20 protein-coding genes and 1 riboswitch are annotated in these 21,547 nt (G+C 70.6%); of the genes, 16 read left to right on the top strand and 4 right to left on the bottom strand.

Annotated features, from left to right (window positions below; all coding sequences use genetic code 11):
• Positions 1-6 precede the first annotated feature (6 nt).
• From qcrC to GRC12_RS19815, 6 genes are all read left to right on the top strand, one after another.
• Positions 7-816 carry a cytochrome bc1 complex diheme cytochrome c subunit gene (gene qcrC / locus GRC12_RS19840; protein WP_208780649.1) on the top strand — a complete coding sequence of 270 codons (810 nt, stop codon included), beginning with the start codon at positions 7-9 and terminating at the stop codon, positions 814-816.
• Positions 813-1,868, top strand: coding sequence for a cytochrome bc1 complex Rieske iron-sulfur subunit (gene qcrA, locus GRC12_RS19835; RefSeq protein WP_208780648.1), 1,056 nt, complete (start codon positions 813-815; stop codon positions 1,866-1,868). Before qcrC ends, qcrA begins: the two co-directional genes overlap by 4 nt.
• Positions 1,865-3,499: a cytochrome bc1 complex cytochrome b subunit gene (gene qcrB / locus GRC12_RS19830; protein WP_208780647.1), complete on the top strand. Its 1,635-nt coding sequence runs from the start codon at positions 1,865-1,867 to the stop codon at positions 3,497-3,499. The genes qcrA and qcrB overlap by 4 nt, the downstream gene beginning before the upstream one ends.
• Before the next feature lie 130 nt (positions 3,500-3,629).
• Positions 3,630-4,694, top strand: coding sequence for an anthranilate phosphoribosyltransferase (trpD, locus tag GRC12_RS19825; RefSeq protein WP_208780646.1), 1,065 nt, complete (start codon positions 3,630-3,632; stop codon positions 4,692-4,694).
• 74 nt (positions 4,695-4,768) lie between these two features.
• A riboswitch (SAM riboswitch) is annotated at positions 4,769-4,885 on the top strand.
• Positions 4,886-5,030: 145 nt separating this feature from the next.
• A complete protein-coding gene (locus GRC12_RS19820; RefSeq protein ID WP_208780645.1) occupies positions 5,031-6,392 on the top strand; it encodes an aminotransferase class V-fold PLP-dependent enzyme in 1,362 nt (453 codons plus the stop codon).
• A gap of 11 nt (positions 6,393-6,403) precedes the next feature.
• Positions 6,404-7,123, top strand: coding sequence for a hypothetical protein (locus tag GRC12_RS19815; protein ID WP_208780644.1), 720 nt, complete (start codon positions 6,404-6,406; stop codon positions 7,121-7,123).
• 9 nt (positions 7,124-7,132) lie between these two features.
• On the opposite strand, the gene GRC12_RS19810 is transcribed toward GRC12_RS19815, so the two are convergent.
• Positions 7,133-7,414 (bottom strand): Lrp/AsnC family transcriptional regulator, encoded by a 282-nt coding sequence (locus tag GRC12_RS19810; protein ID WP_089101146.1) that lies wholly within the window; start codon positions 7,412-7,414, stop codon positions 7,133-7,135.
• Positions 7,411-8,145, bottom strand: coding sequence for a rhomboid family intramembrane serine protease (locus tag GRC12_RS19805; protein WP_208780643.1), 735 nt, complete (start codon positions 8,143-8,145; stop codon positions 7,411-7,413). The genes GRC12_RS19810 and GRC12_RS19805 overlap by 4 nt, the downstream gene beginning before the upstream one ends.
• 156 nt (positions 8,146-8,301) lie before the next feature.
• Here GRC12_RS19805 and GRC12_RS19800 point away from each other — a divergent pair, with 156 nt between their 5' ends.
• From GRC12_RS19800 to GRC12_RS19780, 5 genes are all read left to right on the top strand, one after another.
• The gene (locus tag GRC12_RS19800) at positions 8,302-8,541 is read left to right on the top strand and encodes a hypothetical protein (protein WP_055541554.1); all 240 of its coding nucleotides are present in this window, start codon (positions 8,302-8,304) and stop codon (positions 8,539-8,541) included.
• A 36-nt stretch (positions 8,542-8,577) separates the two neighbouring features.
• Positions 8,578-9,921 carry an NYN domain-containing protein gene (locus GRC12_RS19795; RefSeq protein ID WP_208780642.1) on the top strand — a complete coding sequence of 448 codons (1,344 nt, stop codon included), beginning with the start codon at positions 8,578-8,580 and terminating at the stop codon, positions 9,919-9,921.
• A gap of 223 nt (positions 9,922-10,144) precedes the next feature.
• Positions 10,145-11,182, top strand: a complete 1,038-nt coding sequence (locus GRC12_RS19790) for a C40 family peptidase (RefSeq protein ID WP_133042896.1) — start codon at positions 10,145-10,147, stop codon at positions 11,180-11,182.
• A 206-nt stretch (positions 11,183-11,388) separates the two neighbouring features.
• Positions 11,389-12,405, top strand: coding sequence for a C40 family peptidase (locus GRC12_RS19785; RefSeq protein ID WP_208780641.1), 1,017 nt, complete (start codon positions 11,389-11,391; stop codon positions 12,403-12,405).
• 33 nt (positions 12,406-12,438) lie between these two features.
• On the top strand, positions 12,439-13,632 hold the full coding sequence (locus GRC12_RS19780; protein ID WP_308286580.1) for a hypothetical protein: 1,194 nt from the start codon (positions 12,439-12,441) through the stop codon (positions 13,630-13,632).
• Between the two features lie 33 nt (positions 13,633-13,665).
• On the opposite strand, the gene GRC12_RS19775 is transcribed toward GRC12_RS19780, so the two are convergent.
• Positions 13,666-14,901: a glycosyltransferase family 87 protein gene (locus GRC12_RS19775; RefSeq protein ID WP_208780640.1), complete on the bottom strand. Its 1,236-nt coding sequence runs from the start codon at positions 14,899-14,901 to the stop codon at positions 13,666-13,668.
• Between the two features lie 119 nt (positions 14,902-15,020).
• On the opposite strand from GRC12_RS19775, the gene GRC12_RS19770 reads away from it, so the two are divergent.
• The gene (locus GRC12_RS19770) at positions 15,021-16,163 is read left to right on the top strand and encodes a glycosyltransferase family 4 protein (protein WP_208780639.1); all 1,143 of its coding nucleotides are present in this window, start codon (positions 15,021-15,023) and stop codon (positions 16,161-16,163) included.
• Positions 16,164-16,246: 83 nt separating this feature from the next.
• Complete coding sequence (locus GRC12_RS19765; protein ID WP_208780638.1) at positions 16,247-17,830, top strand: GMC oxidoreductase; 1,584 nt, start codon at positions 16,247-16,249, stop codon at positions 17,828-17,830.
• Between the two features lie 25 nt (positions 17,831-17,855).
• Here the strand turns inward: GRC12_RS19765 and GRC12_RS19760 are convergent, their stop codons facing one another.
• Positions 17,856-19,691, bottom strand: a complete 1,836-nt coding sequence (locus GRC12_RS19760; protein WP_208780637.1) for an AMP-dependent synthetase/ligase — start codon at positions 19,689-19,691, stop codon at positions 17,856-17,858.
• Between the two features lie 295 nt (positions 19,692-19,986).
• Between GRC12_RS19760 and GRC12_RS19755 the strand changes: the two genes are divergently transcribed.
• The 3 genes from GRC12_RS19755 to GRC12_RS19745 form a co-directional block, all read left to right on the top strand.
• A complete protein-coding gene (locus GRC12_RS19755; RefSeq protein WP_208780636.1) occupies positions 19,987-20,784 on the top strand; it encodes a metallophosphoesterase family protein in 798 nt (265 codons plus the stop codon).
• A gap of 109 nt (positions 20,785-20,893) precedes the next feature.
• On the top strand, positions 20,894-21,337 hold the full coding sequence (locus tag GRC12_RS19750) for an SRPBCC family protein (RefSeq protein ID WP_133042889.1): 444 nt from the start codon (positions 20,894-20,896) through the stop codon (positions 21,335-21,337).
• A gap of 44 nt (positions 21,338-21,381) precedes the next feature.
• Positions 21,382-21,547: ArsA-related P-loop ATPase (locus tag GRC12_RS19745; protein ID WP_280117491.1), on the top strand; the 166-nt coding region annotated here is incomplete at its 3' end.

Below are 21,547 nucleotides of genomic sequence, written 5' to 3'. Positions count from 1 at the left end.
TAATCCGTGAAAAAGCTCTCCGCACGACGACGCCATCCGCTGGCGGCGGTCGTCGTCCTCCTCCTCGCGCTGGCGGCCACTGGGGGGCTGTACGCCACGCTCGCGCCCGCGAGCCAGGCGAAGGCCGACGACACCGCCCAGTCCCTCGCCATCGACGAGGGCAAGAAGCTCTACTCCGTGGGCTGCGCTACGTGCCACGGAACCGGTGGGCAGGGGTCCTCCGACGGTCCGAGTCTCGTCGGCGTGGGCGCCGCGGCCGTCGACTTCCAGGTCGGCACCGGCCGTATGCCGGCCCAGCAGCCGGGCGCTCAGATCCCGCGCAAGAAGGTCATCTACACGCAGGCCCAGATCGACCAGCTCGCGGCGTACATCGCCTCGCTGGGCGCCGGTCCGTCCATCCCCACGAAGGCGGAGTACGGCCCGGACGGTGCCGACATCGCCAAGGGCGGCGAGCTGTTCCGCACCAACTGCGCGCAGTGCCACAATTTCACCGGCAAGGGTGGTGCGCTGACGCACGGCAAGTTCGCGCCGAGCCTCGAGGGCGTCGCGCCGAAGCACATCTACGAGGCCATGCAGACCGGCCCGCAGAACATGCCGTCGTTCCCCGACACCACGCTGACCGAGCAGAACAAGAAGGACATCATCGCGTACCTGAACGCGGTCAACGGAGGCAACACCGAGAGCCCCGGCGGTCTTGAGCTGGGCGGACTCGGCCCGGTCTCCGAAGGCCTGTTCGCCTGGATCTTCGGACTCGGCGCGCTGATCGCGGTCGCCGTCTGGGTCGCCGCTCGGACCGCAAAGGCCAAGAAGTCATGAGTAGCCAAGACATTCCAGAAGAGAACCTGCCCGCTGAGCAGGACGCGCACGGCGCGGTAAGCGTCGCGGACGACAAGGACCCCTTCGCGGATCCCGGTCTGCCCCCGCACGAGCACCGGATCCAGGACATCGACGAGCGGGCCGCCAAGCGGTCCGAGCGTGTGGTGGCCATGCTGTTCACGGTGTCGATGCTGGCCACGGTCGGCTTCATCGCCTCGTATGTGGGGATCCCGCACGACAAGGCGATCTACGTCTTCCCGATCGGCCACATCAACGCGCTGAACTTCGCGCTCGGCCTGACCCTGGGCGTCGCGCTGTTCACCATCGGCGCGGGCGCGGTCCACTGGGCCCGCACCCTGATGTCCGACGTGGAGATCGCCGACGAGCGGCACCCGATCGAGGCCTCGCCCGAGGTCAAGGCCAAGGTCATGGCCGACTTCAAGCAGGGCGCCAAGGAGTCCGCGCTCGGCCGCCGCAAGCTGATCCGCAACACCATGTTCGGCGCGCTGGCCCTGTTCCCGCTCTCCGGTGTCATGCTGCTGCGCGACCTCGGCCCGCTGCCCGGGACCAAGCTCCGCCACACGCTGTGGTCCAAGGGCAAGCTGCTCGTGAACATGAACACGAACGAGCCGCTGCGTCCTTCCGACGTCGCGGTCGGCTCGCTCACCTTCGTCAAGCCCGAGGGCCTGGAGGAGAAGGACGAGGACTTCCAGACCCAGATCGCCAAGGCGGCGCTGATGATCGTCCGGCTCCAGCCGGAGAACATCAAGGACAAGCGCGAGCTCGACTGGTCCTACGAGGGCATCGTCGCCTTCTCGAAGATCTGCACCCACGTGGGCTGCCCGATCTCCCTGTACGAGCAGCAGACGCACCACGTGCTGTGCCCCTGCCACCAGTCCACCTTCGACCTCTCCGACGGTGCCCGGGTGATCTTCGGCCCCGCCGGTCACGCTCTGCCGCAGCTGCGCATCGGCGTGAACGACGAGGGCTATCTCGAGGCGCTCGGCGACTTCGAGGAGCCCGTCGGTCCTGCATTCTGGGAGCGCGGATGAGCACCAACGAGAACACCGCCCCGCGGCGCGGCAAGGCGCCCGCCGGTGAGCGCGTCGCCGACTGGGCCGACGGCCGGCTGGGGATCTACTCCCTGGCCAAGACCAACATGCGCAAGATCTTCCCCGACCACTGGTCGTTCATGCTGGGCGAAGTGTGCATGTACAGCTTCATCATCCTCATCCTCACGGGTGTGTACCTGACGCTGTTCTTCCACCCGTCGATGAACGAGGTGGAGTACCACGGCAGCTACATCCCGCTGCAGGGCCAGATGATGTCCGAGGCGTTCAACTCGACCCTGCACATCTCCTTCGACGTGCGCGGTGGCCTGCTGATCCGGCAGATCCACCACTGGGCAGCGCTGATCTTCCTCGCGGGCATGTTCGTGCACATGATGCGTGTGTTCTTCACCGGCGCGTTCCGCAAGCCGCGTGAGGTCAACTGGATCTTCGGCTTCCTGCTGTTCGTCCTGGGCATGTTCACCGGCTTCACCGGTTACTCCCTCCCGGACGACCTGCTCTCCGGCACCGGTGTCCGCTTCATGGAGGGCGCGATCCTGTCCGTGCCGATCGTCGGCACGTACCTGTCGTTCTTCCTCTTCGGCGGCGAGTTCCCGGGCGGCGACTTCGTGGCCCGGTTCTACTCGGTCCACATCCTGCTGCTGCCGGGCATCATGCTCGGGCTGATGGTGGGCCACCTGATCCTGGTCTTCTACCACAAGCACACGCAGTTCGCGGGCCCCGGAAAGACGAACAACAACGTCGTCGGCATGCCGCTGCTGCCGGTGTACATGGCGAAGGCCGGCGGCTTCTTCTTCCTGGTCTTCGGCGTCATCACGGCCATCGCGGCGATCGCCTCGATCAACCCGATCTGGTCCATGGGCCCCTACCGTCCGGACCAGGTGTCGACCGGCGCCCAGCCCGACTGGTACATGGGCTTCTCCGAAGGCCTGATCCGTGCCATGCCGGGCTGGGAGATCAACCTGTGGGGCCACACGCTCGTCCTGGGCGTGTTCATCCCGCTGGTGATCTTCCCGCTGGTCCTGGTCGCGATCGCGGTCTACCCGTTCATCGAGTCCTGGGTCACCGGCGACAAGCGCGAGCACCACATCCTGGACCGGCCGCGCAACGCCCCGACGCGTACCGCGTTCGGCGCCGCGTGGATCTCCTGGTACTTCGTGCTGATGATCGCCGGCGGCAACGACCTGTGGGCCACGCACTTCCACCTGTCGATCAATGCGATCACCTGGTTCGTCCGGGTCGCGTTCTTCGTCGTGCCGGTGCTCACCTTCATCGCCACCAAGCGGATCTGCCTCGGCCTGCAGCGCCGGGACAAGGACAAGGTGCTGCACGGGCGCGAGTCCGGCATCATCAAGCGCCTGCCGCACGGTGAGTTCATCGAGGTCCACGAGCCGCTCAGCCAGGAGGCGCTGCACACCCTCACGGCGCACGAGCAGTACAAGCCGGTCGAGATCGGCCCGACGGTCGACGAGAACGGTGTCGAGCGCAAGGTCAAGGGCTCCGAGAAGCTGCGCGCCAAGCTGAGCGAGGCGTACTACGGCGACGAGTCCCAGATCCCGAAGCCGACCGTCGAGGAGTACAAGGAGATCACGAGCGGCCACGGCCACCACTGATCGCTGCGGCTCGCCACGCCACGGCGGAAGGGCCCCCGTCCGAACACCGGACGGGGGCCCTTCTTCGTGCGCCGACCTGGATAGGGTGGGCCCACACTGCGTCACTTCTACGACACCCAGGAGCGGCCTCATGAGCGCTGTGACCCCCGCTGGAGGCGACACCGCGGCGGGCCGTTCCTGGCCCCTGCTGCTGAACGGCCTGCTGAACGGCCGGGACCTGAGCACCGACGACACCGCCTGGGCGATGGACCTGATGATGCGCGGCGAGGCGACCGACGCGCAGATCGCCGGGTTCGTGGTGGCCCTCAGGGCCAAGGGCGAGACCGTCGAGGAGATCAACGGTCTGGTCCGGACGATGTACGAGCACGCGAACGTCATCGAGGTGCCGGGTCCGGCCGTCGACATCGTCGGCACGGGCGGCGACGGCGCGAAGACCGTCAACATCTCCACGATGTCCGCGATCGTGGTCGCCGGCACCGGGGCGCGGGTCGTCAAGCACGGCAACCGGGCCGCGTCCTCCGCGTCCGGGGCGTCCGACGTCCTGGAGAAGCTGGGCGTCAACCTCGAACTGCCCGTGCAGCGGATCCCGGAGGTGGCCGCGGAGGCCGGGATCACCTTCTGCTTCGCGATCAAGTTCCACCCGGCGCTGCGTCATGTCGGCGCCGCACGCGGCCAGTTGGGCATCCGCACGGTGTTCAACGCGCTCGGTCCGCTCACCAACCCCGCCAAGGTGCGGGCGCAGGCCGTGGGTGTCGCCGACCCGCGCATGGCGCCGATCGTCGCCGGCGTCTTCGCCGAGCGCGGCAACTCCTCGCTCGTCTTCCGCGGCGACGACGGCCTCGACGAACTCACGACGACGTCCACGTCCCACGTCTGGATCGTCCGGGACGGCAAGGTCACCGAGGAGACCTTCGACCCCCGTGACGTCGGCATCGACCTCGTCCCGGTGGAGGCTCTGCGCGGCGGTGACCCCTCGTACAACGCGGAGGTCGCACGGCGTCTCCTGGACGGCGAGACGGGCCCGGTGCGGGACGCCGTCCTGCTGAACTCGGCGGCGGCCCTGGTGGCCCTCGACCCCGGTCCCGGCACCCTGGCCGAGCAGCTGCGGGCCGGCATGGACCGGGCGGCGGAGTCGATCGACTCCGGGGCGGCCAAGCGGGCGCTGGAGCGCTGGGTGGCGGCCAGCAACAAGTAGCCGACGGTCGTCGCGGTCCCGTCATCCGGACACGGGTTGCGGGACCGCGATCACCTCACGTACGTTCTCTTCCAGGTCATGAGTGACAGTCATGAGGCCCCGGCCGACTGTCCGGCAACCCTCCGTCCGTGGCGGGGTGCCCCGGGTGAAGACCAGGCCGTAGGCAGCGAGGTCTGCGGCAAGCGCGGATCCCTCACGCTCTTCGGATGAGCACAGTCCAGGGATCCTGGTCATCGAGGGAGTCCCCCGTGAGCAAGCGAATGCGATAGGGCCGCCGAGCCCCGCCTCCGCGCACCCCCTTCTCATCTTCTTCTCTGCCTTTCACGGGAGTTCCCCATGTCTGTCTCCACCGCTGCCTCCGCCCAGACCCTTTGTGCCCCGCTGCCCGTTCTGGGCCGGGATGTCACCGTCCCGCTCGTGACGGGTGGCGAAGTCACCTACGCGGCCCTCGACTACGCGGCCAGCGCCCCCGCCCTGCAGCGCGTCTGGGACGACGTGGCCGCCTACGCCCCGTACTACGGCAGCGTCCACCGCGGCGCCGGCTACCTCTCGCAGCTCTCCACCGACCTGTTCGAGAACGCCCGCAGGACCGTCGCCGAGTTCCTCGACTGCCGCGCCGACGACCAGCTGGTCTTCACCCGCTCGACCACGGACTCCCTCAACCTCCTCGCCCGCGCCCTCCCCGCCGGCTGCCACGTCTTCGTCTTCGAGACCGAGCACCACGCCAGCCTGCTGCCCTGGCAGGACGCCCGGGTCACCTACCTCAACGCCCCGCGCACCCCGGCGCAGGCCGTCGAGACCCTGGAGCGCGCCCTCGCCGACCGTGACCCCGAGGGCCCGGCCCTGGTCTGCGTCACCGGTGCCTCGAACGTCACCGGCGAGCTGTGGCCGGTCCGTGAGCTGGCCGCCGCCGCCCACGCGCACGGCGCCCGCATCGTCCTGGACGCCGCCCAGCTGGCCCCGCACCACCCCGTCTCCGTCCGTGACCTGGACGTCGACTGGGTCGCCTTCTCCGGACACAAGCTGTACGCCCCCTTCGGCTCCGGCGTCCTGGCCGGCCGCGCCGACTGGCTGCGCGCGGCCGACCCCTACCTCGCGGGCGGCGGCGCCAGCCGCAAGGTCACCCGCCGCGAGGACGGGGGAGTGGACGTGGAGTGGCATGACAGCGCCGCCCGGCACGAGGCGGGCTCCCCGAACGTGATCGGCGCCTACTCCATCGCCTCGGCCTGCAAGGCGCTGACGGAGGCCGGTTTCGACACCCTGGTCGCCCGCGAGCGGCACCTGATCGAGAAGGTGCGGGCGGGCCTGGCGGAGGTCCCGCAGGTGAAGGTGCTGTCCCTCTTCGGCGACGACGCGCCCCGGGTCGGCGTGATCTCCTTCGTCGTCGAGGGCTGGAACAGCTCCCACTTCGCCGCCGCCCTCTCCGCCGAGTACGGCATCGGCGTCCGCGACGGCCTCTTCTGCGCCCACCCGCTGGTGCGCACCCTCCTCGGCTCCGACCCCCAGACCCATGGCGAGTGCGGCGCCCCCGAGGCCGCGCCCGGCGAGAAGTCGCTGAACGCGATCCGGGTCAGCTTCGGCGCGGGCACCCCCGACGAGCACGTCGAGCGCTTCGTGAACGCCGTCCGGGAACTGGTGAGCGACGGGGCGAAGTGGAACTACCGCACCGAGGACGGTCGCTGTGTGCCGGCCGTGTAATCATCCCTTGTGTGGGGATTCCGGCCGCGGTAGGTGAGTCGGCGTCGGCCGGGGAACTCGGGGAGCTCCTCGCGGTGGCCGTCGCCCGCCGTCGGCCACGGCTGCTCCGAACGGCACCGGTGTACCTGTACGAGGAGGGGCTGGTGTCGGTGCCGGGGGCGCGGGCCCGGCGCTGGGAGCAGGTGACCCACTGGCGCTCCACGATCGACCTGACCCTGAGGCGGGACCGGGAGCACGGCCCGCCCTGGTACACCTTCGGCCACCGGCACCTCGCGCGGTTCGCCGACGGCTCGGAACACTCCTTCGTCCTCGACGAGGGGCAGCTTCACGAGCCGGACGAGCAACGCGCCGAGAACGCGGCGATCCGGGCCGCCGTCCACCACGTCAGGCGACGGGTGGGCCGGGCGCAGGCGCCCGCGCTGCTCGCCCGGATCGAGGAGGGCCGGCAGGTCTCCTTCGGCCGGCTCACGGCGGACGCGCGGGGGCTGTGGCTGCCGCGCGGGCGCACGCTCCTGACGTGGTCCGGCCTGGAGGAGCCCACCCTGGCCGTCGACCTGCCGGACCCGTCCGTCCCCCGGTCCTGGTGGGCGACGCGGCGGGACGCGAACCTCACGGTGCGCGGCGCCGACGAGGACGGCGTCCCGCACTCCGCCGACATCCCGGCCTGGCAGGTGGTGAACTGGGGCGCGCTGGTCACCCTCTGGGGCCGGCTGCACCGTCCCGCGGAGTAGGGCGGGGTGTCAGGAGTCAAGGCCGATCGCGAACGCGGCCTCCAGGTCGTGCTGCGAGTAGGTCCGGAAGGCGACATGGGTGTCCGTGGCCTCGACGCCCGGGATCTTGCTGATGGAGCCCGGGATGACCTCCGCCAGGTCCTCGTGCTGCTTGACCCGGACCATGGCGATCAGGTCGTAGGTGCCCGTGACGGAGAAGACCTCACTGACGGAGTCCAGCGCGGCGATCCGCTCGGCGATCTCGGGGATCCGGTCCACGCTGGTCTTGATGAGGACGATCGCGGTGATCACGGCTGGTTCTCTCCCTCGGGGGCCGGAGCAGGGGCGGCCCTCACTCTAGTCGTACGGCGGAAACGGGCCCACGCGTAGAGGAAGCCCAGGCCGAAGCCCACCAGGTGGGCCAGATACGCCACCCCGGGCCCCTGGGGCGCCCGGCCGGCCGCCAGCCACTGCAGGGACGCCCAGAAGGGCAGGACGACCCAGGCGGGGAAGCGGAGGGGGAGGAAGAACAGGAAGGGCAGCAGGCTTGTCACCCGGGCCCGGGGGAACAGGTACAGAAACGCGCCCAGGACCGCCGAGATCGCCCCGGACGCACCGACCAGGGACTGCTCGGAGGCGGCGTTGGCGGCCGCGTAGCCCAGCAGGGCCAGATAGCCGCAGCCGACGTAGAAGAGCGTGAACCGGATCCGGCCCATCCGTTCCTCGGCCATCGCCCCGAAGACGTAGAGGAAGAGCATGTTGCCCAGCAGGTGCACCCAGCTGCCGTGCACGAACAGGGCGGTCGCCGGGGTGAGCGCGGCCCGGGGCGAGCCCTGGAACAGCTCGGCCGGGACCACGCCCCAGCGGTGGAAGTAGGCGCGCTGCGCGGCGAGCAGCGCGTCCCCGGTGCCGTAGGCCGGGTTCAGCCCCGCCGCGGGCCCGGCCAGGAAGAGCAGACAGCACAGGGCGATCAGCCCGTACGTCACCGGTGCCGAGGGTGTGCGGAGCACTCTGCCGACGGTCACGTCCCAGTTGCCGATCATGAACACAGAGCATGACGTAACAGGACGCAGCCACCCAGACCGCCTCGCCGCCGTGGACGCACCAGCGGTGAGTCGTCGGCAGGCCGTAGGGTTACGGCCACACGCTCCAGGGAAGCTGGGGCGTCACGGAGACTAGAAGGAAAGCGAACAGTCACGATGACGGTTCCCCTGCCGACCGCCACGACGCGGTGGCGCTGCACCCTCTGCGGCAACCTCACGCGCTTCGACGTGACCCGCTCGTCGAAGGTCGTCGAGTACGTCCACCTCGACCTGGCCGGAGAGCCGAAGGTCGAGGAGCGCGAGGTGGTCAGTGAGACCATCGAGTCGGTGCGCTGCCGCTGGTGCAACGCCGTGGACCAGGTGGAACTCGTGGACAGGCCGGGCGCCGGCTCCTGACCGGGAGCGGCCCCGCACAGTGATGGGGTGTGACGGATGGTGGAGACACAAGGCGGGGGGCCGGGCGACGGCGCCGCCGAGGTGCTCGACCGTCCGCTGCCCGACGGTGTGCGCAGAAGAGTCGTACAGATCGTCTCGGACGGGTTCGGCGGGCTGACCGTCGCGGAGCTGCCCGCCCAGCTGAGGCAGTACGCGCGCTTCGCGCCGAACCGGCGGGCCAAGTTCGCCGGGAACGCGATGGCGGCGGCGCTGGAGACCGATCCGCTGTTCCGGCAGCGCATCGGGGAGAAGCTGAGAGAGGCCCAGCCGGAACTCGCCGGCGCCCTCGACTCCGGCTCGCCGCCCCCGGCCGCGGATCCGCTCGACGTGGCGGCCGCGGCCTATGTTCTGCGGCCCACCGGCTGGGTCAAGCTCGTCACCGCGGCCGGCGAGGAGGCCCAGCGGGCGGACGCCGAGCGGGCCGACGAGGAGAGCCGGGCCGAGCTGGAGCGGCTGCGCGAGGAGCTCACCGCCGCCCGCGACCAGACCCGCGCGGAGACCGAGCGGCTGCGGGCGGAGCTGGAGTCGGCCAAGAAGGAAGCCGAATCGCTTCACCGCAAGCTCCGTGCCGCCCTCAGCGACGTCAAGCGCGGCGAGGCCGCCCTGCGCAAGGTCCAGGGCGAGATCGAGGCCGTACGCGCCGAGGGGCAGGCCCAGGTGTCCGCCGCGGAGAGCGAGACCCGGCGGCTCAAGGCGCGCCTCGGTGAGGCCGAGGCGGCCCTCGAGGCCACGCGCAGAGCGGCGCGGGAGGGGCGCAGCGTCGAGGACATGCGCGTCCGTCTGCTTCTTGACACCGTTCTGGACGCGGCCCAGGGGCTGCGCCGCGAACTGGCGTTGCCGCCCGTGTCGGTACGGCCCGCGGAAACCGTCGACGCGGTCGAACCGGGACGAATGACCCCGAAGGACATCGCCGCGCGGGCGCTGTCCGAGCACGATCCGGCCGTCCTGGACCAGCTACTCGCCCTGCCCCAGGCGCACTTGGTGGTCGACGGCTACAACGTCACCAAGACCGGATATCCGCAGATGCCCCTGGAGAAGCAGCGCCTCAGGCTCCTCGGCCAGCTCTCCCAGCTCGCCGCGCAGACCGGTGCCGAGGTCACCTGCGTCTTCGACGGTGCCGAACTGGCGGCCCCGGTGCTGCTGGCGCCCCCGCGCGGGGTGCGGGTGCTGTTCTCCAAACCCGGCGTCACCGCCGACGAGTTGATCCGTCAGCTGGTGCGCGCCGAGCCGCCGGGGCGGCCCGTCATCGTCGCCTCCACCGACCGAGAGGTGGCCGACGGGGTCGCCAAGGCGGGGGCGCGACCGGTCGCCTCCGCGATGCTGCTGAAGCGCCTGTCGTAAGCGGCTGTCGCAAACGTCAATCTCCATGGGCTATGCCCGATTTGGTGTGATCGTCACGCAACGTAGCGTCAACCTGGTGTGACCCCATGTGAGTTGTGTGCAAAGAATGCATTGCGTGACGGGATTTTTTGGTGTGAGGATTTGATCTGATCACAGGAAGGTCACTAAGGTCTGGCCTCGAACCTCCGAGCGGGTGATCACTCAAAAGAAGGAGTTCACCTCCGTGGCGTCCCACCGTCGACCCAAGCAGCCGAGTCGCACGCGCGTGACCGTGCTCACCACCGCCGCTGCTGCCGCCGTTGCCATCAGTGCTCAGGCCGCCAACGCCGCGCCGAGCGAGAAGCCCTCCAAGGACGAGGTCAAGGCGAAGGTCGACAAGCTCTACGAGCAGGCCGAGCAGGCCACCGAGAAGCTCAACGGCGCCAAGGAGAAGGAGCAGAAGCTCCAGAAGGAGATCTCCACCATCCAGGACGACGTCGCCCGGGGCCAGGAGGAGCTCAACGCCCTGCGCGACTCCATCGGCCTGGCGGCCGCCGCCCAGTACCGCAGCGGCTCCATCGACTCCTCCCTGCAGCTGTTCCTGTCGTCGAACCCGGACGACTACCTGGACAAGGCCTCCACCGCCGACCAGCTCAGCGCCCAGCAGGTCGAGGCGCTGAAGAAGATCGAGGAGAAGCAGCGCGAGCTCGCCCAGGAGCGCGCGGAGGCCTCCGGCAAGCTCAAGGACCTCTCCGCCACCCGCGCCGCGTTCGTCGCCCAGAAGAAGGCGGTCCAGGCCAAGCTCGCCCAGGCGCAGAAGCTCCTCAACTCCCTGACCGCCGCCGAGCGCGCTGCCCTCAACGCCGACCAGTCCCGCGCCAACCGCGACGCCAACGAGCGCGTGGACCTCGGCAACAGCACCGCCGCCTCCGGCCGTGCCGCCGCCGCCTTCCAGTGGGCGCAAGGGCAGCTCGGCAAGCCGTACTCCTACGGCGCCACCGGTATGGCCTCCTTCGACTGCTCCGGTCTGACCTCCCGCGCCTACGCCGCGGCCGGCGTCACCATCCCGCGCACCTCACAGGAGCAGGCCAACGCCGGCACCCGGATCTACAGCGAGAGCCAGCTCCGGGTCGGCGACCTCGTCCTCTTCTACGGCGACCTGCACCACGTGGGCCTCTACGCGGGCAACGGCATGGTGCTGCACGCCCCGCGCACCGGCACCGTCGTGCGCTACGAGTCGATCGGCAACATGCCCTTCCAGTTCGGCGTCCGCGTCGGCTGACGCCCCGGGTGCCGCCCGAACGGGCGAATTACGGCATCTCCCGCTGACCCCACGCCCCGCCGATGACCTGCGTCAGAGGCGGGGCGTCACTGTGCGTGCCCGCCGAGGTCTTTGGCCGACCCCCCACCGCGCGGCTACTGTCTGCCGCGTTTCCCCGCCGCGCGGGGAAGCGGTCCTTGTCGTCAGCGGAAGGAGCGCGGCTTCCCGTGGGGTCCCATCGCCGCCTTGTACCGACGTCCGGGTTCAACCGAGGTGCCGGCGCCGCCCTGTGCGTCCTGTCCGCGGCGACCGCCGCCCTCGGCGCCGTGCCGGCCGACGCCGCGCCGCACACCGACACCAGGGCCGAGGTGGACCGCCTCTACGAGGAGGCAGAGCAGGCGACCCAGGCCTACGACAAGGCCGACGAGACCGCCGCCACCCTGCGCCGCGAGGTCGGTCAGGCGCAGGACGGCATCGCCCGGCAGCAGCAGCGCGTCAACACGATGCGGGACGCGCTCGGTTCGCTGGCAGGCGCCCAGTACCGCTCCGGCGGCATCGACCCGACCGTCGCCCTGCTCTTCTCCGACGACCCGGCCGACTACCTCGACAAGGCCTCCACTCTCGACCGGATCAGCGTCCACCAGGCGGACCAGTTGCGGGAGCTGCGGTCCGCGATGCGGGAACTCGCCCAGGAGCGCGCGGAGGCGGCCGGCAAGCTCGCCGAACTCCAGAAGAGCCGCACGGCGGTCGCCGCCCACAAGAAGACCGTCGAGCGGAAGCTCGCCAAGGCCCGGCAGCTGCTGAACTCCCTGCCGTTCGGGCAGCGTGCCGCCTACGACCGGGCCTCCCGCTCCGGAGGCGACGACATCCCTGACCTCTCGGGCGTCGTCCCGCCCGACGCCCGCGCGGCCGCCGCGATCGCCGCCGCCCGCTCCGCGCTCGGCAGACCGTACGTGTGGGGCGCGACCGGCCCCTCCGGCTTCGACTGCTCGGGCCTGATGCAGTGGTCGTACGCACACGCCGGCGTCCATCTGCCGCGCACCTCGCAGGAGCAGCGGTTCGCCGGCCGGCAGGTCCCGCTCTCCCAGGCGCAGCCCGGCGACCTGGTCGTCTACCGCTCGGACGCCAGCCATGTCGCGATGTACGTGGGCAACGGCCAGGTGATCCACGCGCCCTACCCGGGCGCCCCCGTGCGCTACGACCGCGTCACCATGATGCCGGTGTCCTCCGTCACGAGGGTCTGACGCCCCGCGCCCGGTCGGCCGTACGATCGGGAAGTGGCTGGTGGTCGTGGGCGGGTGTGGAGTTCGGGTGTCGTGGCGCTCCTTCTGCTGCTCGTCTCCCTGGTGGGCTGCGGCGGACAGTCCCCCGACGGCACGGCCAGGACGGATCTGCAGCGGGTCCTGGACCGCCGGTCCGCCGCCGTCCTCGACCGCGACCGGACGGCCTTCCTGAGGACGGGTGCGCTCGGCTGGTTCGAGAACCTCCGCGGAGTGCCGCTGGCCTCCTGGTCCTACCGCGTCACGGCCCTGCACCGGCACGGCGACGAGGCCACCGCGGACGCCGAACTCCGGTACCGGGTCCAGGGGTACGACAACGCCCCCGTCACCGCAGGCCGCACCCTCACCCTCTCCCACGGCCCGGACGGACAGTGGCGGGTGGACGCCGACGCCCCCGCCCGCAAGTCCGCCCAACAGCTGTGGGACCAGGGCGAGGTGACCGTCATGCGCGGCAGGCGCAGCCTCGTCCTCGGCGTCGGGCAGTCCAGCGAGCAGCTGCACGTCTACGCCGACCTCGCGGACCACGCCGTCCCGGCCGTCAGCGGGGCGTGGGGCACCGACTGGGCCCGGCACGTCTTCATCCTCGTACCGAAGTCCGTGGAGGGCATGGCGGGGCTGCTCGGCTCACCGGCCTCGCAGTACCGGGGCATCGCCGCGGTGACCACCGGCGAGGTGGGCGGCCCGCCGGACGCGCCCGCGGACCGGATCATCGTCAACCCGGACGCGTACGCCGTCCTCGGCACCCTGGGCAAGCAGGTCGTGCTCACCCACGAGACCACCCATGTCGCCACCCGCGCCCACACCACGGCCGCGACCCCGCTGTGGCTGTCCGAGGGGTACGCCGACTGGATCGGCTACCTCGGCACCGGCCGCACCGCGATCCAGGCCGCGCCCGAGCTGGCCCGCTCGGTGGACGACGGGCAGGTGCCTGCCGCGCTGCCGGCCGACAAGGACTTCGGGTTCAGCGGGGACGCGACGAAGCTCGCGCAGGCCTACGAGGGCGGCTGGCTGGCCTGCCGGATGATCGCCGACCGCTGGGGCCAGAAGCGGCTCGGGCAGTTCTACCGCGCGGTGGGTGACCATCCGCGGCGGGCCGGGGCGGTGGAGGACGCGACGAGGAAGGTCCTGGGCACGACGCCGGCGACGTTCACCGAGCAGTGGCGGGAGTATCTGAAGGCTCAACTGGGCTGATCCACCGCTGCCGTTCGCGCGGGCCGCCCGGCGTCACGAGGACGTCGAGGTCTCCTTGGTGCGGGTCGTCTGCGCGGGCAGGGTCGGGACCGGGGTGCGGGAGACCGTCGAGCGCCACAGTCGCAGGGCCGCGCAGACGGCGGCGACGACCAGGAGGCCGTTGCGGAGGATCAGGAGGGTCACCCCGAGGAGGTCGCTCGCGACGACGTGCTGGAACCAGAGCGGGAACTCCAGCACCGTCACCAGACAGGCCGCGAGGACCAGCAGCGCGGGCAGCCCCATCCGGGTGCCCCGGAAGCACACGCAGACGGCCCCGAGACCGACCAGCCACACCATGTACTGGGGGCTGATCACCCGGCTGGTGACCGTGAACATCAGCACCGCGGTGAACGCCGCGTCGGCGAGCGTGCTCGGCAGGAACCGGGTCGCCATCAGCCGCCACAGCAGCAGCCAGCCGAAGGCCACGCCGGTCAGGAACAGGGCGGCGGAGCTGACGGCGTTCACCCAGGGGCCGACGAACTCGATCGAGCCGTAGTTGAACAGCACCCGGCCGTCCCAGCCGTGGTGCCGGGCCACATGGAAGACGAGCGAGCCGAGGGACTCCACCTCGGTGCCCCGGTTGCTCTGGAAGGTCAGGAAGGAGAACGCCCCCGGCATCGACACCGCGAACAGCCCCGCGACCACGGCGACCGTCCCCGCCGTCCACGCCCAGGCGGCCCGCTTGCGGGCACCGAGCAGCAGCAGCGCCGGCCACACCTTCAGCATCGCCGCGAACCCGACCAGGACGCCCATCGCGCGGGGCCGCCGGGCCCCGGCGAGCAGCCCGGCCACGGCGACGGCGGTGACCATCACGTCGTAGCGGGCGTACACGGTCGGCCCGATCAGCGGCACGCCCGCCACCCACATCCAGGCCCCGCGCAGCGACTTGCCGGGGCGCAGGCCCGCGTAGAGCAGCAGGGCGAGGACGGCCAGGTCGGCCACGCAGGCCAGGACGAAGAAGGCCCACGCGTACTGCAGGAAGGGCAGGAGCGCCGGGGAGAGGATCGCGAGGGCCGCGGCGGGCGGGTACTGCCAGGTGACGTCGCCGCGCGGGAAGGTGCCGGTGCGCAGCACCTCGTACCAGCCCTGGTAGATCACCGAGACGTCGCTGGTGACGTCCGGGCCCGGGAAGATCCACACCTTGAAGACGAACAGCAGCAGGACCACCCTGGTCAGGCACCAGGTCATCAGCAGCCCCGCCAGGGACCGCCTCGCACCCGCAATGTCCACCCGAGCCCCTTCGGCCAGCTGTTCGTCTTGAGGAGAACATGATGTCCTGCCCGGCTGTGAACTCGCCATAAACACGGCCGAGCGCACCTGTGCGGACGCGCCCGGTAGGGTCGGCGGCGATGCACAAGACCCTGATCGTGACGAACGACTTCCCGCCCCGCCCCGGCGGCATCCAGGCGTTCCTGCACAACATGGCGCTGCGCCTGGACCCCGAGCGGCTGGTCGTCTACGCCTCCACCTGGAAGCGGGGCAGGGAGGGCGTCGAGGCGACCCGCGCCTTCGACGCCGAGCAGCCCTTCACCGTCGTCCGGGACCGTACGACCATGCTGCTGCCGACGCCCGCGGCCACCCGGACGGCCGTCGGACTGCTGCGCGAGCACGGCTGTACGTCGGTGTGGTTCGGCGCGGCGGCGCCGCTCGGGCTGATGGCGCCGGCGCTCAGGAGGGCCGGCGCCGAGCGGCTGGTGGCGACGACCCACGGCCACGAGGCGGGGTGGGCCCAGCTGCCCGCCGCGCGGCAGTTGCTGCGGCGGATCGGGGAGGCCACGGACACGATCACCTACCTCGGCGAGTACACGCGCTCGCGGATCGCCTCCGCGCTGACCCCCGCGGCGGCCGGGCGGATGGTGCAGTTGCCGCCCGGCGTCGACGAAAAGGTCTTCCACCCCGCCTCCGGCGGTGACGCGGTCCGGGCGCGGCTCGGGCTGACCGACCGGCCGGTGGTCGTGTGCGTGTCCCGGCTGGTGCCGCGCAAGGGGCAGGACACGCTGATCCTGGCCATGCCGCGGGTCCTGGCCGCCGAGCCGGACGCGGTGCTGCTGATCGTCGGCGGCGGGCCCTACGAGGGTGAGCTGCGCAAGCTGGCGCGCGAGACCGGTGTCGCCGACTCCGTGCGCTTCACGGGCGCCGTCCCCTGGTCCGAGCTGCCCGCCCACTACGGCGCCGGTGACGTCTTCGCCATGCCCTGCCGGACCCGCCGTGGCGGCCTCGACGTCGAGGGGCTCGGCATCGTCTACCTGGAGGCGTCGGCGACGGGCCTGCCGGTCGTGGCCGGCGACTCCGGCGGCGCCCCCGACGCCGTCCTGGACGGCGAGACCGGCTGGGTGGTCCGCGGCGGCTCCCCGGAGGAGACGGCGGAACGGATCACCGCCCTCCTCTCCGACCCGGAACTCAGGCGACGCATGGGGGAGCGGGGGCGCGAGTGGGTGGAGGAGAAGTGGCGCTGGGACTTGTTGGCGGAAAAGTTGAAGGCCCTCCTATAGCCGGAGGCCGATAATCCGCCGATGCTGCGCGCATGACAGCGAAACTGACGCAGCATCAGCTGACGAGACGTCAAATACTGGGCATGATCGCCCTGCAGAGCGCGGCCGCCGCCGGGCTCACCCGGATCGGTCTGCACTCGGCGCAGGCGGCCGAGGAAGCGGCCTCCGTCGACAACGCGCCCGCCATCGTGGTCGGTTCGGGATACGGCGGTGCCGTCGCCGCCCTGCGCCTCGGCCAGGCCGGCATCCGCACGCTCGTCCTGGAGATGGGGCAGCTGTGGAACACCCCCGGCGCCGACGGCAAGATCTTCTGCAACACCGCCAGCCCCGACCAGCGCTCCATGTGGTTCAAGTCCCGCACCGAGGCCCCGCTGGCCACCTTCCTGTGGCTGGACGTCGTCAACAAGGACATCACCCCCTACCCCGGCGTCCTGGACCGCGTGCACTTCGCCAACATGTCCGTGTACGTCGGACGCGGTGTCGGCGGCGGCTCCCTGGTCAACGGCGGAATGGCGGTCACCCCGCTCCAGTCGTACTTCACCGAGCAGTTCCCCACCGTGAACGTGACGGAGATGTACAGCACCTACTTCCCGCGCGCCCGCGCCATGCTCGGCGTCAACACCATCGACCCCGCCTGGTTCGAGTCGACCGAGTGGTACCAGTTCGCCCGCACGTCACGGAAGGCCGCCGACAACACCGGGCTCAAGACCACCTTCGTGCCGAACGTCTACGACTTCGGCTACATGCAGCGCGAGGCGGCCGGCACTGCCACCAAGTCGGCGCTCGCGCAGGAAGTCATCTACGGCAACAACTACGGCAAGAAGAGCCTCGACAAGACCTACCTGGCGTCCGCGCTGGGCACCGGCAACGTCACCATCAACACCATGGAGCGGGTCAAGGCCGTCCACCGGGCGAGCGACGGGAGCTGGCTGCTGACGGCCGACCGCGTCGACGTCACCGGCAAGGTCGTGCAGACCAAGCAGTACAGCTGTACGTACCTCTTCCTCGGCGGCGGCAGCCTCGGCACCACCGAACTCCTCGTCCGGGCACGGGACACCGGGGCCCTGCCCGCCCTCAACTCCAGCGTCGGCGCCGGCTGGGGCCCCAACGGCAACACCATGCTCGGCCGCGCCAACCACATCTGGGACACCACCGGCGCCAACCAGTCGACCATGCCGGTCATGGGCATCGACGACTGGGCCAACACCGACAACCCGGTCTTCGCGGAGATCGCCCCGCTGCCCATCGGGTTCGAGACCTGGGTCAGCCTCTATCTGGCGATCACCAAGAACCCCCAACGGGCGGCCTTCACCTACGACTCCGCGAGCGACGGGGTCAAGCTGGGCTGGACCGCCGCCCAGAGCGCGGTGTCCGTCGCCATGGCCAAGAAGCTCTTCGACCGGATCAACTCGGCCAACGCGACGATCTACCGCTACGACCTGTTCGGCTCCTCCAACAAGGTCTTCGCCGACGACTTCTGCTACCACCCGCTGGGCGGCTGCGTGCTGGGCCGGGCGACCGACGACTACGGCCGGGTGAAGGGCTATTCGAAGCTGTACGTCACCGACGGCTCGCTGGTGCCCGGCAACATCGGCGTGAACCCGTTCGTCACCATCACCGCGCTCGCCGAGCGCACGATGACCCGGGTCCTCGCCGAGGACACCTGACCGGACACCCGACCCAAGTGGCCCGCTACTTCTGGTAGATGGCCTCGATCTCGTCCGCGTAGTCCTTCGCCACCACGTTGCGCTTGAGCTTCAGCGAGGGCGTGAGGTGGCCCGACTCCTCCGTGAACTGGGAGGACAGAATGCGGAACTTCCGCACCGATTCCGCCTTCGACACCGCGGCGTTGCCGTCGTCGACCGCGTCCTGGATCGCCGCGAGCAGATCCGGGTCCTCACGCAGCGACGCCGCGGTGACACCCGCGGGCTTGCCGTGCTCGGCGGCCCAGCGGCCCAGGAACTCCTCGTCGATGGTGACCAGCGCGCCCACGAACGGCCGCCCGTCGCCCACCACCATGCACTCCGCGACCAGCGCGTGCGCGCGGATCCGGTCCTCGATCACGGCCGGGGCGACGTTCTTCCCGCCCGCGGTGACGATGATCTCCTTCTTGCGGCCGGTGATCCGGAGGTAGCCGTCCTCGTCCAGGGTGCCGATGTCACCGGTGTGGAACCAGCCGTCGGTCAGCGCCTCGGCCGTGGCGGCCTCGTTGTTCCAGTAGCCCTTGAACAGGTGCTCGCCGTGCAGCAGCACCTCCCCGTCGTCCGCGATCCGGATCACCGAGCCCGGCAGCGGCTGCCCGACGGTGCCGATCTTCGTGCGGTCCCAGGGGTTGAAGGCGGTGGCCGCGCAGGACTCGGTCAGGCCGTAGCCCTCCAGCACCGTGAAACCGATGCCGCGGAAGAAGTGGCCGAGTCTCTCACCCAGCGGGGCGCCGCCGGAGATGGCGTACTCGCCCCGGCCGCCGAGCACCGCGCGCAGCTTGCTGTAGACCAGCTTGTCGAAGGTCCGGTGCTTGATCTTAAGGCCCAGCGACGGGCCCGAGGGCGTGTCCAGCGCCTTGCTGTAGGCGATCGCGGTGTCCGCGGCCTTGTCGAAGATCTTGCCCTTGCCGTCCGCCTGCGCCTTGGCGCGCGCCGAGTTGTAGACCTTCTCGAAGACCCGCGGCACGCCCAGGATCAGCGTCGGCCGGAAGGACGCCAGCTCGTCGGTGAGGTTCTTGATGTCCGGGACGGTGCCCAGCTTGATCGGCGCCATCATCGGGGCGATCTGCACGAGCCGGCCGAAGACGTGCGCGAGCGGGAGGAACAGCAGCACGGAACACTCGCCGGTGCGGAACAGCGGCCGCAGGCGCTCGACGATGTTGCCGCACTCGGCGAAGAAGCTGCGGTGGGTCAGCACACAGCCCTTGGGACGGCCGGTGGTGCCGGAGGTGTAGACGATCGTCGCCGGGTCGTCGGCCCGCGCCAGCGAGCTGCGCTCGTCGACGGTCGCGTCACTGACGTCCTTGCCGAGGCGCCCGAGCTCCTCGACCCCGCCGGCCTCGATCTGCCACAGGTGCTTGAGGGCCGGCAGCCGGTCGCGCACCGACTCGACGGCGGCGGTGTGGTTGTCCAGCTCGACCAGGGCCGCGGTCGCGCCCGAGTCGGAGAGGATCCACTGCACCTGCTCCGGCGAGCTGGTCTCGTACACCGGCACGGTGATCGCGCCCGCGCTCCAGATCGCGAAGTCCAGCAGCGTCCACTCGTACCGCGTGCGGGACATCAGGGCGACCCGGTCGCCGGGCTGGATGCCGGAGGCGATCAGGCCCTTCGCGGCGGCGTGCACCTCGGCCAGGAACGCCGTGGCCGACACGTCCTGCCACGCGCCTCCCCCAGACTCCGTCCGGGGGGACCCCCATTTCGCTCCGCTCACCTTGCGGGCGATGACGGCCACATCGGGATGCTGCGCGGCGTTTCTGCGGATGATGTCGGTGAGATTGCCGTCCGCAGGGACCTCGTACAAAGCCGGAAGGCTGAACTCGCGCAAGACTGCTGCTCCTAATAAGGCGCCGGCGCCACGACGTTGTGCGATGCGACGGTGCGTCCAAGGCTCGGGCAGGTGCTCGGGACATCACTCGTTGAAATCCTGAGCACGACTGGACTGCCCGGACGTTACCCGCCGGTATGGCTTCTTCGACAGGGGGTCCCGGCGAGATGTTCGCTGCGTCACACAGATGGGTGTTGCTCTGTGTACGGTAGTCGACCCGCTGACTGACTAGCCAGTAACCGCAGGTCCCGACGGCTCTGTTCACGTACACCCCACACCTTTACGCTTGATCGTCATGGCATCCACACCGGCCGGCAGCGGCAGGACCCGGGTTCACGTGATCAGCGACGTGCACGGCAACGCCCGTGACCTGGCCCGCGCCGGCGACGGCGCCGACGCCCTGATCTGCCTGGGTGACCTGGTCCTCTTCCTCGACTACGCCGACCACTCGCGCGGCATCTTCCCCGACCTGTTCGGCCGGGAGAACGCCGACCGCATCGTCGAGCTGCGCACCGCCCGCCGCTTCGAGGAGGCGCGCGAGTTCGGGGCCCGGCTGTGGAGCGGCATCGACACGGACCGGGCCACCGCCATCGAAGGAGCGGTGCGGGGGCAGTACGCCGAGATGTTCGCGGCCTTCCCGACACCGACGTACGCGACCTACGGCAATGTCGACATGCCGTCCCTCTGGGCCGAGTACGCGAGGCCCGGCACGACCGTGCTGGACGGGGAGCGGGTGGAGATCGGCGGCTGGACCTTCGGGTTCGTCGGAGGGGGCCTGCGCTCGCCGATGCGGACGCCGTACGAGATCGACGACGAGGAGTACGAGGCGAAGCTGGCGGCCGTCGGCGAGGTGGACGTGCTGTGCACGCACATCCCGCCGGAGGTGCCCGAGCTCGTCTACGACACCGTGGCGCGGCGCTTCGAGCGCGGAAGCCGGGCATTGCTGGAGACGATCCGCCGCACCCGGCCCCGGTACGCGCTCTTCGGCCACGTCCACCAACCCCTGGTGCGGCGCATGCGGATCGGGGCCACGGAGTGTGTGAACGTCGGGCACTTCGCCGGCACCGGGAAGCCCTGGGCGCTCGAATGGTGAACTGCCCGATCCGGGTGAAGTCGCCTGGTCGGGCGCGCGGTAGCCTTCACGCTGCACACACGTGCGCACGACGACCTCTCACCGGCCCGCATCTGGAGGAGCCACGGCGATGGCGGAACACACCAGCTCGAGCATCACGATCGAGGCGGCACCGGCCGATGTCATGGGGGTGATCGCCGACTTCGCGCGCTACCCGGACTGGACCGGCGAGGTCAAGGAGGCCGAGGTCCTCGCGACCGACGCGCAGGGGCGGGCCGAGCAGGTACGGCTCGTGATGGACGCCGGCGCGATCAAGGACGACCAGGTCTTGGCCTACACGTGGACCGGCGCCAACGAGGTGTCCTGGACGCTGGTCAAGTCGCAGATGCTGCGCTCCCTCGACGGGTCGTACATCCTGAAGCCCGCCGGTGCCGGGGCCACCGAGGTCACCTACCGGCTGACGGTGGACGTGAAGATCCCGATGCTCGGGATGATCAAGCGGAAGGCCGAGAAGGTCATCATCGACCGGGCGCTGGCCGGGCTGAAGAAGCGCGTGGAGTCGGGGGAGAAGTAGTCACGGCGGTTCGAGGGCGGCGCGCGAAGGTACCGTTCAGCCTCATGCGCATCCTCCTGATCACCGGTCCCGGCGGCAGCGGACGTACGACCGTCGCCGCCGCGACCGCGCTGCGCGCCGCGGGCGACGGCATCCGGACCCTTCTCCTCGGCGCCGACCGCACCGACACCCTCGGGGCGGCCCTCGGCGCGACGACCGGCCCGGCCCCCC

Origin of the sequence: Streptomyces griseorubiginosus, from assembly GCF_017614965.1 — a bacterium.
GTDB lineage: Bacteria > Actinomycetota > Actinomycetes > Streptomycetales > Streptomycetaceae > Streptomyces > Streptomyces griseorubiginosus_B.
Note: the sequence above shows the minus strand (reverse complement) of the source record. Positions and strands in the feature narration are given on the sequence as shown.